The organism is Dietzia timorensis, from assembly GCF_020742175.1.
Classification (GTDB): Bacteria; Actinomycetota; Actinomycetes; order Mycobacteriales; family Mycobacteriaceae; genus Dietzia; species Dietzia timorensis_A.
The window spans coordinates 1-10,080 of record NZ_DYXM01000085.1 but is presented as its reverse complement, the minus strand read 5'-3'; the positions used below and the strand labels follow the sequence as shown (position 1 = coordinate 10,080).

The window sequence follows — 10,080 nt, the reverse complement described above, 5'->3', positions numbered from 1 at the left end:
GCGAGGATCCCGACCGGATAGCCGTGGATCTCGGCCCACCCTGTGACTAGTGAGGAGCCGTAGAGCGGTTTGAATTCATCGAAGTCCGAGCCGTCGACGACGCGGGCGATGACGTCGCGCGGGTCGACGGGCACCTTGAGGTCCTCGCCGACGATGCCGAGCAGCTCCTCGGGGTCGTAGAGCGGCTCGTCGAAGTCCGGTCTGGGCGCCGGGCCCTGCTTGGCGTGGCCTATCCGGCGGACGATGCCGCGGGCGATTCTGGCGGCGTCGAGCTCGTCGGCGGCGAGGTAATCGCCTAGCCCGGATTCGCGTGCGTGGAGCCCGGCACCGCCGAGCGTTTCGTCGTCGGCGATCTCGCCGGTGGCAGCCTTAACCAACGGTGGGCCTGCGAGGAACACCTTGGACTGGCCGTCGATGAGGACCGTGTGGTCACTCATTCCGGGAATATAGGCGCCGCCCGCGGTGGAGTTGCCGTAGACCACGGCGATCGTGGGTATCCCCTTCTTAGACAGCCTGGTGAGGTCCCGGAAAAGCTGCCCGCCGGGGATGAACACCTCCTTCTGCGTCTGCAGGTCGGCGCCGCCGGATTCGACGAGGCTGATCACGGGCAGGTTGTTGCGCTCGGCGATGTGGTTGCAGTGAAGTGTCTTGCGCAGTGTCCACGGGTTCGAGGTGCCGCCGCGGATCGTCGGATCGTTGGCGACGAGCAGGCATTCAACGCCCGAGACAGTGCCGATGCCAGCGATCACCGAACCGCCGACGTGGAAATCCGAACCCCAGCCTGCGAGCGCGCCGACCTCGAGGAAGGGCGATCCGACGTCGAGAATCGAGTCGATCCGTTCGCGGGCGGTGAGCTTTCCGCGACTGCGGTGCCTGGCGAGCTTCGCCTCGCCGCCTCCCTCGAGTGCCTTGGCGTGTTCTGCGGCTATTTCGTCCCAACGGGTGAGCATGACCTCGCGGGCCGCGCGGAATTCTTCGGCACCGGTGTCGACGGTCGATTTCAGGATAGTCATCGATCAAACCCCAATCTGCGGGCTGCGAGTGTGGTGAGGATTTCGGTGGTACCGCCGCCGATGCCGAGCAGGCGGACGTCGCGGTACTGGCGGTTGACCTCGGTGTCTTCCATGAATCCGAGGCCCCCGTGGAGTTGAAGCGCGCTGTTCGCCACCCATTCGGCGCATTCGACGGCGGTGTTCTTCGCGTGGCACACCTCGGCGATGGCGTCGTGTCCGGCGACATAGAGATCGGCGACGTGCCGGGTGTAGGTCCGCGCGACCTCGATCCGGCGGTGCATCTCGGCGAGGGTGCCCTGGATTTGCGGGCGGGTGATGAGTGGGGCCCCGAACGTCTCACGCGTGCGCACCCAGTCGAGCGTGATGTCGAGGCAGCGCTGGGCGTGCGAGTACCCCTGCGCGGCGAGGGCGATGCGTTCGGTGACGAATGCACCGGCGATGTGGGCGAACCCGGAATTGACCTCGCCGATGAGATTGTCGGCCGGGACCCTACATCCGTCGAAGGAGATTTCCCCGGTGTCCGAGGCCCGCCAGCCCATCTTCTCCAGCGGTTCGGACACGTGCAGCCCGGCGGTGTCGCGCTCGACGACGATGAGGCTGAGCCCGGCTGCGCCGCGCAGCTCCTCGCCGCCCGTTCGTGCCGCGACGACGAGGAAGTCCGCACGCGGCGCCGACGTGATGAACGTCTTCGCACCGTCGATGACGAAGTGGTCGCCGTCGCGGACGGCCCGAGTGCGTAGGTGTCCGACGTCAGACCCGCCGCCAGGCTCGGTGATGGCCAGCGAGCCGATCTTCTCCCCCGCCAGAGTGGGCCGCGCCCAGCGCTCGATGTGCCCGGGCGAGCCCGCCTGCGCCATGTGCGGCAGCGCGATGCCGCAGGTAAACAGGGAGGCGAACACCCCGCCGGAGACTCCGGCGTTGTGCAACGACTCGCAGATGACGACGGAGTCGCGCATATCCCCGCCTTCGCCGCCCACCTCCTGCGGGAAACTCGCGCCGAGCAGACCGAGCGCGCCCGCCTTGCGGTGCAGTTCCCGCGGCAGACTGCCGTCGTGCTCCCACGCGTCCTGGTTCGGCAGGATCTCCCGTTTCGCGAAACCGGTGACCATCTCGGCAAGGTCGCGGACGTGGTCCGAGTTCCAATATTCGGCGGTCGTCATTGCGCGGCCACCCCGTCCTCACGAGGGTCGTATCCGGCGGGCAGGAGGTGCGCGGGAATGGTGACGACGCGCGAGCGCAGCCATTCGGCGAGGCCCTTTGCCTGCGGATCGAAGCGGTAGCCCTCGGCGACGCCTCGTCCGAGGATGCCGTGGACGACGAAGTTGAGCGCCCGCAGGTTCGGCAATTCGTGACGCTCGATATCGAGTTCGCGGGCCTCGGGCAGCAGCTCGCGCAGCAGCCGGGTGGTCAGCGCTGTGCGCAGCCAGTCCCACTGCTCGTCATTGCGCACCCACACGCCGATGTTGGCGTCGCCGCCCTTGTCCCCCGAACGCGCGGCGGCGACCCGGCCGAGTGGGGCTCGCACTCCGTCGCCCCCCGCATCGGGCGCGGACGCGGCTTCACCGCTCGTCGGCTCCATCGCCAACTCGTCTACTCGCGGGGGTTCGCCCGCGAGCGGGGACGGGTCGATGACTACCTGTTCGCCTCCGGGCAGTGTGAGGCGGTGCTCGACGGTGGCGACGTCGATGAATTTGGGTTCGTATACGCCGAAGGGTCCGCCTTTTCCGGGAGGTGCTGTGGGAGTGGCGCCGGGATAGCTGGCGAGCGCGAGCTCGACTGCCGCGGCCGAGAAGGGCTTGCCGACAGTCGCGGCGTCGTTGTCACGGGCGACGACGGTGAGCTGAGCGGAGGCGGCCGCCTCGGTGTCGGCGTCCGGATGGTCGGTGCGGGCGAGACGGAACTCAAGGTGCTCGGGCGCGGGGTCGAGCCGCGCGCGGAGCTGTCTTTCGACGAGCGCCGCCTTCGCCTCGATGTCGAGGCCGACGAGCAGGAAGGTCATCTCGTTCCGCCACCCGCCGACCGTGGTCGTCGCGACCTTGTACGTCTTAGGTGGCGGGTCGGCACGGCAACCGGAGATGAGCACCCGATCGGGTGCTTCCTGGGAGAGTGCGATGGTGTCAAGCCGTAATGTCGCGTCGGGGCCGAAATAGCTCGGCGAGGCGACCTCGTAGAGGAGCTGCGCCGAGACGGTTCCCAGAGTCACCGCTCCGCCGGTTCCCGGGTGTTTGGTAATCACCGCATCGCCGTTCTCCGCCACCTCCGCCAGCGGAAATCCCGGCCACAGGAGATCGCCTACCTCGGCGTCATCGAAAAAGGCGTAATTGCCGCCGGTGGCCTGCGTCCCGCATTCGATAACGTGCCCGGCGGCCATCGCACCGGCAATTTCGTCGAGGCGCTCCGGGCCCCATCCGTGCCACCAGGCGGCCGGACCGACGGTGAGCGAGGCGTCGGTGACGCGTCCCGTGATGACGACGGCGGCGCCTTCCTCGAGCGCGCGTGCGATGCCGAACCCGCCGAGGTAGGCGTTCGCGGTCATCGCGTCGGGCACGCCGAGCTCGTCCTTACGCTCGATGAGGTTGTCGCCGTCGACGACCGCGACGGGAGCGTCGAGCCCCTGGGCGGCGGCGAGCTCGCGGACCTTGGCGGCAAGTCCGTGCGGGTTGAGCCCGCCGGCGTTGGCGACGATGCGTACGCCCTTGTCGAGCGCGAGTGCCAGGCAGGTGTCGAGCTGGCGGAGGAACGTTTTCGCGTAGCCGAGGTCCGGGTCACGGAGAGTGTCCTTGCCGAGGATGAGCATCGTGAGTTCCGCGAGATAGTCGCCGGTGATGACATCGAGGTCGCCGCCTCGCAGCATCTCCTCCATTGCCGAGAGGCGGTCTCCGTAGAAGCCCGAACAGTTGCCGATGCGCACGGGTCGATTGCCGGTGGACGTGGACATGTTCAGTCCCTTCCTTTGCCGGGCAGCCCGGCGAACGCTTGTGTGATATCGAGCCAGCGGCGGGCGTCTGCGCCCGTGGCAACAAGGTCGGTGTCGCGTAGTGCCATGCGCTGGGTGACGCGAAGGCAGAAGTCGCGCAGCGAGCCGGTGACGGTCTGCTCGGCGTCGCCCGGCCCGAATGTGACGGTGTCGCCACCGGGAGCTGCGAGGGCGAGCCCGAACTCCGAAGCTGGTGGTTCCTCGCCGTTCAGCTGAAAGGAGAAATTGCGTGTGCGGTGCCCGATGCGCGCGACGAAGGGCAGCGAGGCGACCTCGGCGGCGGTGCCGTTGAAACCCGGGGCGCGGTCCGAGACGGGAGAGCCCGGCGGTACCGCGCCGAGGCCGTCGGCGACGTCGTAGCCGTGGGCGAACGTTTCCATAATGCGTGCGACAGCCATCGATTTCGGCCGCATAGGTGGACCGAACCAGACGATCTGGGTGCCCGGGTCGAGTGACTCGAGCCTTGCGGCCAACTCATCCCTGCCCTCCCGCCACTTGGCCAGGAGCTCTGCGCGAGGCAGAAGCGCAAGTTCGCGCGCCCCGGTATCAACGAAGCCCTCGGGATCGGCCACCGCGCCCTCGACGAGTGCATCGAACTCGGCTTTGTCCCCGATGGCAGCAAGCGATGCTCTGTCGGTCCAGTGCAGGTGGGCGATCTGAGTCGCCACGTCCCATCCTTCGGCGGGAGTGTCGGCGTGCCAGCCCGCCTCCCCCGCGGCCTCTACGAGCTCCTCGAGCTGCCGCCCCAGTACGGCCAGGGCGTCCAACGCGCCGTCCAGTGGAGCCGGACCCTTTGTTATGTCGTGGGTCACATTATTGTCCGTCACGAAATCCACCATGCACCCACTCGCCGAAAAAAGCAATCATGCTTGCTTGCTTTTTTTCGTCCGTATCACGCACACTTGGAATGTGATCCGCACCACAACATCGGAGTAGCCATGGAACTCGACCTGTCCGGCATCGACCCCTCCGCCCACGCGCTGGCCCGGCGCTGCAGCGTCGGCGACATCCCTTCGCGCGGAGCCCAAACGTTCGGCCCCAGAACAGCACTGATCGACGACGACGGGTCGTGGAGCTACGCCGAGCTGGAATCGATCTCCAATCGCTTGGCGCGCGGCATGCTGGCGCTCGGTATCGAGGAAGCCGAGCCGGTGGCGATCTTCTCGACGAACTCGCGCGAGTTCGTCGCCACCTATTTCGCCGCGGCGAAAGCGGGAATGGTCGCGCTGCCGGTCAACCTCCTCGCCGGCGCGGAGAACATCCTGCACGCCCTCACCGATTCCGGGACCCGCGTTCTCGTCGTGCACTCGTCTCTACTTCCGTTGATTACGCAGGGGCTCGCGTTCGCACCGGCAATCACGCACGTCGTCGTCACCCATGTGCCCGAGGGGCAAACGCTGGACCCGATCGACGGCTCCCCTGCCGAGTTGCTCCGCTTCGAGGACGTGTTGTCTTCCGATGACCGCGGGCTCAACACGATCATCACCGACCGCCAGATCGTCCAGTGCCTGTATTCCTCCGGCACGACGTCCCGGCCGAAGGGCGTGCTCACCAGCCATTTGTCGGTGTCTTTCGCGGGCCTGACCAACGCGGTGTTGTTCGGCGGGTCGTGGGGTGTGAAAGGGGCGTCCACGGTCCTCGCGCTGCCGCTGTTCCACACCGCCGGGCTCAATGGAGTGCTGACGAGCTACCTCAGCGTCGGGGGCAGGATCCGGCTCCTCCCCGGCTTCGACCCCGCGACGTTTGTCGAGGCGATCGCCGAGGTCGAGGCGAACATGATCCTCGCGCTGCCGATGATGCTCGAAGCCGTCGTCGCCGAGGCCGAGTCCTCCGGCGCATCGCTCGCCTCCCTCGAACACGTCGTATACGCGATGGCACCGATGTCGGAGGCTGCCTACGCCCGCGTGTCGAAGGCGATGCCCCAGGCGGCGATTGTCCTCGGTTCGGGCATGAGCGAATGCACCCCGGCGACCGTTCTGCAGTGGCCGGAGGACTACCCGGACACCGCCGGCGCCTGGGGGCATCCATCGCCGTCGACGTTCCACGCGATCACCACGCCCGGTGGACCCGACGTGCTCGGTGCGAACGCCGACGGCGAGCTTTCCTATCGCGGCCCGACCGTCATGGAGGGGTACTGGAATAACCCGGAGGCCAACGCCGAGGTCTTCACCGGCGGATTCATGCATTCCGGAGACCTCGGCCGGATGGATTCGGACGGAGTTGTGTGGTTCGCCGATCGCGTGAAGGACGTGGTCAAATCCGGCGGGGAAAACGTGTCGTCCCTGCAGGTCGAGCGCGCACTCGCCGACCACCCGCACATTGCGGAGGTCGCGGTGATTGGTCGTGCGGATGACAAATGGGGAGAGCAGGTCGTGGCGGTCGTCGTGCCAGGCGACGACGCCCCGGGTGAAAGTGAACTCGTCGAATCGATTCTCGACTTCGGCACGCGGCACCTGTCCACCGCGCAGCGCCCACGCGAGGTCCATATAGTCGCCGAACTTCCAAAGACCGCGACAGGCAAGATTCGCAAGGTCGAGCTTCGCGACGTGGGAGGCGCCCGCTAGGGCAGGTAGCCGAGCAGCCGCGCCCGCGCGACGGACTCCATCCGCGAGTGGGTTTCGAGTTTGCCCGAGATGTTGCGCATGTAGGTCTTGATCGTGTCCGGGGACAACGAGAGCCGAGCCGCGACCTCGGCATTCGAGCACCCCAGCGCCACCTGGCTGAGGACGGCGACCTCGCGCGGAGACAGTAATTTACGGCTGTCCGACGTCATACCCGGTGTTGCGTCTACGTCCGGCGCCGCGGGGTTCGGCCCCATTCCGACGCGGGCGAGCGAGTCGCCGGCGGCGAGAAGCCTGCGCCCGAGGTCGTTGTCGCCGAGCTCGGCGGCGATGGCGTGGAGCTCGCCGTGGAGCAGCCGCAGGCGCTCGCGGTCGGTCGGCTCGAGCCCGTGTTTCGCCTCCGCGGACGCCACCTCCGCCATGGACAGGCGCCGGTCGACGTCGTCGCGCACCCGGTACTCGATGGCGAGATTATTCGCCGCAGTGGCGAAGACTTTGTGGGTGGCGTCGCCGAGCGAGGACACCGCGCGCAGACCTCCGTAGAGCATCGCGCGCACTCCCCCGCCGACCACGACGGGCATGGCGATGATCGTGCGCAGACCCTCGCGGTTGACGGCGTGGCGATAGTGGGTCGTGATGGCGTCGCAATTTTCGTAGTCGCGCACCTCGGCGGGACGACGGGTCTTGAGCACGCGGCCTCCGAGTCCGCGTCCGCTCTCCACCTCGACTTCGCGCAGCGCCTGGCTGCGACCGCCGAGGACGTTACGGAGCGCGACGGACCCGTCCACGCATTCTCCGCCGAAGACGACATCGAATTCGCTTCGTTTGTGCAGCTCGCGGAAGGCGGCGCCGAGCGCCTCGGAATCGCTGGGTCGGAGATGGGTCTGCGTGGGCATGAGTGTTATTTCCTACTATCCGCGGAGCTTGCCGATGATCGCGCTGAAGTCCTTGTCGGCGTTGTCCTCGGCGAACTCGGTGTACATCGCGGCGGCAGCGGCGCCCATCGGCGCGGTCGTGCCGGCCGATTCGACCGCGTCCATGGCCAGGCCGAGATCCTTGCGCATCAGTCCGGTGGAGAAGCCCGGGCGGAAGTCGTTATTCGCCGGGGATGCCGGCGCAGGACCGGGGACGGGGCAGTTGACCTCGAGCGCCCAGCAGTTGCCGGTGGCCCCCGTGACGACGTCGTAGAGCGCCTGTTCGGACAGGCCGAGCTTCTCGGCGAGGACGAAGGCCTCGCCGACGGCGATCTGTTGCACGGCGAGGATCATGTTGTTGCAGAGTTTCGCGGCCTGGCCCGAGCCGGGAATGCCGCAATGGACGATCTTCCCCGCCATCGGTTCGAGGACGTCCTTCGCGCGTGCGAACTCCTCCTCCGAGCCGCCGACCATGAACGCGAGCGTGCCGGCGGTGGCGCCCTTGACACCACCGGAGACCGGTGCGTCGATGTGGGCGAACCCGGCGGCGCGGGCGCGTTCGCCGGTCGTGCGGGCATCGTCGACCGAGATGGTCGAACTGTCGATGAACAACGCGCCCTCGGTGGCCGCGCCGAGGATCTCGTCGTAGACCTGCGAGACGAGCGCGCCGTTGGGGAGCATGGTGATGACGACGTCCGCTCCGCTCACCGCGTCGACTGCGCTGTCGCAGCCGGTTGCGCCCGCGGACACCGCGGCCTCCAACGACGCGGGTACGGGGTCGAAGCCGCGCACAGCGTGCCCTGCCGCCAGCAGGTTCGCTGCCATGGGGCCGCCCATGTTCCCGAGTCCGAGAAATGCGATCGTGCTCATCATGCTCCCAGTCCGCGCGTGGCGGCAGTCCGCCCGACCACCATGCGCATGATTTCGTTGGTTCCCTCGAGGATCCGGTGGACCCGAAGGTCGCGTTGGATTTTCTCCACGCCGTATTCGTGCAGGTAGCCGTAGCCGCCGAAGAGCTGGAGAGCCTGGTCCGCGACGTCCCAGCAGGTCTCTGTCACGAACATCTTCGCCATGGCGCACAGCTCGACGTGGTCTGGATCTTTGTCATCGAGAGCGCGCGCGGCACGCCAGAGCATCTGGCGGGAGGCCTCCAGCTTGGTCGCCATCTCGGCCAGCGCGAAACGGACAGTCGGCTGGTCGGCGAGCGACTGCCCGAAGGCCTCGCGTTCGCGGACATAGCTCACGGCTTTCGAGTACGCCTCGGTCGCGGCGCCGAGCGAACACGCGGCGATGTTGATTCGTCCGCCGTTGAGTCCGCGCATCGCGATGGTGAAGCCGGTGCCCTCGGTCTCTCCGATGAGGTTGGACGCGGGGACGCGCACCTGATCGAGAATCACCTGCCGGGTGGCCTGCGCGTGCCAGCCCATCTTCTTCTCGTTCGGGCCGAAATCCACGCCGGGCATGTCCGCGGTGACGATGAACGTGGAGATGCCCTTGGGGCCGGCCTCGCCCGTGCGCGCCATGACGACATAGAGATCGCTGTCTCCGGCGCCGGAGATGAACTGTTTGGTCCCGGTGAGCACGTAATCCTCGCCGTCACGAACGGCCTTCGTGCTCAGCGCCGCCGCATCCGAACCCGCGCCGGGTTCGGTGAGGCAGTAGCTGGCGAACAACTCCATCGTCGCCAGCTTCGGGATCCACTCGGCACGCTGGGTGTCGGTGCCGAATTCGTCGATCATCCACGTGCACATGTTGTGGATCGAAAGGTAGGCGGCGGTCGCCGCGCAGCCTCGGGAGAGCTCTTCGAAGATGCGTACGCCGTCGAGGCGTCGCATCCCCGAACCACCGTGCTCCTCGGAGGTGTAGATCGCCGCCACGCCCATTTGTGCGGACTCGCGGATCACATCCTTCGGGAAATGATTGTCCAAGTCCCATTCGAGGGCCTTGGGCGCGATGCGCTTGCGTGCGAAGTCGGCGGTTGCATCGACGATCGCCTGCTCGTCGGGGGTCATCACTGGCATGAGGGAACGGGTCCCCTTTCTTCAACTCTGTTGCGGCGCCGATGGCGCGCTAATCCATGAGTGGCATGACGAAGCTGGCGCCTTCCTTGACGCCCGAGGGCCAGCGCTGCGTCACGGTCTTGACCTTCGAATAGAACTTGATCCCCTCGGTGCCGTGCTGGTTGAGGTCGCCGAATCCGGACTTCTTCCAGCCGCCGAAGGTGTGGTACGCGATCGGCACGGGGATCGGCACGTTGACGCCGACCATGCCGACCTGCACGCGGTCGACGAATTCGCGTGCGGTGTCGCCGTCTCGGGTGAAGATGGCCACGCCGTTGCCGTAGTCGTGTTCGGTCGGCAGCGCGAGCGCCTGCTCGAAGTCCTCGGCGCGGACGACCGAGAGCACGGGGCCGAAGATCTCGTCGGTGTAGATCGACATGTCGGAGGTGACGTTGTCGAACAGCGTGGGGCCGATGAAGTAGCCCTCGCCCAGGGATTCGCCTTCGAACTCGGAGTCGGCGGCTCCGGTCCCACGGCCGTCGATGACGACGGTGGCGCCCTCGGATTCGCCGGCGGAAATGTAGTTCTCCACGCGGGTGCGTGCCTCCGACGTCA

General features: G+C 67.2%; 9 protein-coding genes. 1 reads left to right on the top strand and 8 read right to left on the bottom strand.

What is annotated here, in order from left to right; translation table 11 throughout:
- From K8V11_RS04655 to K8V11_RS04640, 4 genes are all read right to left on the bottom strand, one after another.
- Positions 1 to 1,013 (bottom strand): acyl-CoA carboxylase subunit beta (locus K8V11_RS04655; protein ID WP_303911254.1); only part of this gene is annotated, 1,013 nt, incomplete at its 3' end.
- Positions 1,010 to 2,173, bottom strand: coding sequence for an acyl-CoA dehydrogenase family protein (locus K8V11_RS04650; RefSeq protein ID WP_303911252.1), 1,164 nt, complete (start codon positions 2,171 to 2,173; stop codon positions 1,010 to 1,012). The genes K8V11_RS04655 and K8V11_RS04650, both read right to left, overlap by 4 nt.
- On the bottom strand, positions 2,170 to 3,951 hold the full coding sequence (locus K8V11_RS04645; protein ID WP_303911250.1) for an acyclic terpene utilization AtuA family protein: 1,782 nt from the start codon (positions 3,949 to 3,951) through the stop codon (positions 2,170 to 2,172). The genes K8V11_RS04650 and K8V11_RS04645 overlap by 4 nt, the downstream gene beginning before the upstream one ends.
- A 2-nt stretch (positions 3,952 to 3,953) precedes the next feature.
- Complete coding sequence (locus K8V11_RS04640; protein WP_303911248.1) at positions 3,954 to 4,817, bottom strand: TIGR03084 family metal-binding protein; 864 nt, start codon at positions 4,815 to 4,817, stop codon at positions 3,954 to 3,956.
- Positions 4,818 to 4,928: 111 nt separating this feature from the next.
- On the opposite strand from K8V11_RS04640, the gene K8V11_RS04635 reads away from it, so the two are divergent.
- A complete protein-coding gene (locus K8V11_RS04635; RefSeq protein ID WP_303911246.1) occupies positions 4,929 to 6,554 on the top strand; it encodes a class I adenylate-forming enzyme family protein in 1,626 nt (541 codons plus the stop codon).
- Here the strand turns inward: K8V11_RS04635 and K8V11_RS04630 are convergent.
- The 4 genes from K8V11_RS04630 to K8V11_RS04615 form a co-directional block, all read right to left on the bottom strand.
- A complete protein-coding gene (locus tag K8V11_RS04630; RefSeq protein WP_303911244.1) occupies positions 6,551 to 7,447 on the bottom strand; it encodes a LuxR C-terminal-related transcriptional regulator in 897 nt (298 codons plus the stop codon). The genes K8V11_RS04635 and K8V11_RS04630 overlap by 4 nt on opposite strands.
- Before the next feature lie 15 nt (positions 7,448 to 7,462).
- Entirely contained in the window at positions 7,463 to 8,335 is an 873-nt protein-coding gene (mmsB, locus tag K8V11_RS04625) for a 3-hydroxyisobutyrate dehydrogenase (RefSeq protein WP_303911242.1), read from the bottom strand.
- Entirely contained in the window at positions 8,335 to 9,486 is a 1,152-nt protein-coding gene (locus K8V11_RS04620; protein ID WP_303911240.1) for an acyl-CoA dehydrogenase family protein, read from the bottom strand. Before K8V11_RS04620 ends, mmsB begins: the two co-directional genes overlap by 1 nt.
- Positions 9,487 to 9,535: 49 nt before the next feature.
- Positions 9,536 to 10,080: aldehyde dehydrogenase family protein (locus K8V11_RS04615; RefSeq protein WP_303911238.1), on the bottom strand; the 545-nt coding region annotated here is incomplete at its 5' end.